Here is a 735-nt window from a genome sequence, read left to right as displayed (position 1 = left end):
GCGGTATCAATGTGATCAGCGGTGGCGTGGCAGCCACCTTCCCGCAAAGCACCACGACGTTGTTGGGCAACACCTTGACGATCACCGGGTACAACGCAAGTACGGGTGTCGTGTCCTACAGCTACACCTTGCTGGATAACGAAGCCCATCCAGCGGGCGGTGGCATCAACAACCTGACCGAGAGCTTCACCGTCACTGCCATCGATACGGATGGCAGCACCAGTAGCGGCAGCCTGGACGTGAATGTCGTGGATGACGTGCCGACAGCCGTCGCGGATACCAACGCCAGCGTGGCAACGGAAGCGGCAACCGTGTTGACCGGTAACGTGCTGACCAACGATGTCCAAGGCGCCGACCGTGTCACCGGACCGATCACCGCGGGTACCTTCACCGGAACCTACGGCACCTTGGTACTGGCGGCGGACGGTTCCTACACCTACACGCTGAATCCTTCGGACCCGGACTTCTACAACTTGCACGGCGGCGGGACGGGCACCGAGACCTTTACCTACACCCTGAGCGATGCCGATGGCGACACCAGCACCGCCAACCTGGTACTGGACATCAAGAACCTCAACGACCCAGTCACCCTCAACGGTCTTGACGTTTCTGGTGGTGAGCTATCGGTCTACGAGAAAAACCTCAGCGACGGCAGCAGTCCGAATGCTGCGGCCCTGACCCAATCCGGCACCTTCACGGTAACCGCGCCGGACGGCCTGCAAACCCTGAATGTGG

The 735-nt window shown here is 60.8% G+C and carries 1 protein-coding gene; it reads left to right on the top strand.

Annotated features, from left to right (window positions below; genetic code table 11):
* Positions 1–735: Ig-like domain-containing protein (locus N7650_RS27885; protein WP_279900909.1), on the top strand; the 735-nt coding region annotated here is incomplete at both ends.

It is taken from the genome of Pseudomonas sp. GD04058 (genome assembly GCF_029836855.1).
GTDB lineage: Bacteria > Pseudomonadota > Gammaproteobacteria > Pseudomonadales > Pseudomonadaceae > Aquipseudomonas > Aquipseudomonas bharatica.
This window is presented reverse-complemented; position numbering and strand designations above follow the sequence as displayed.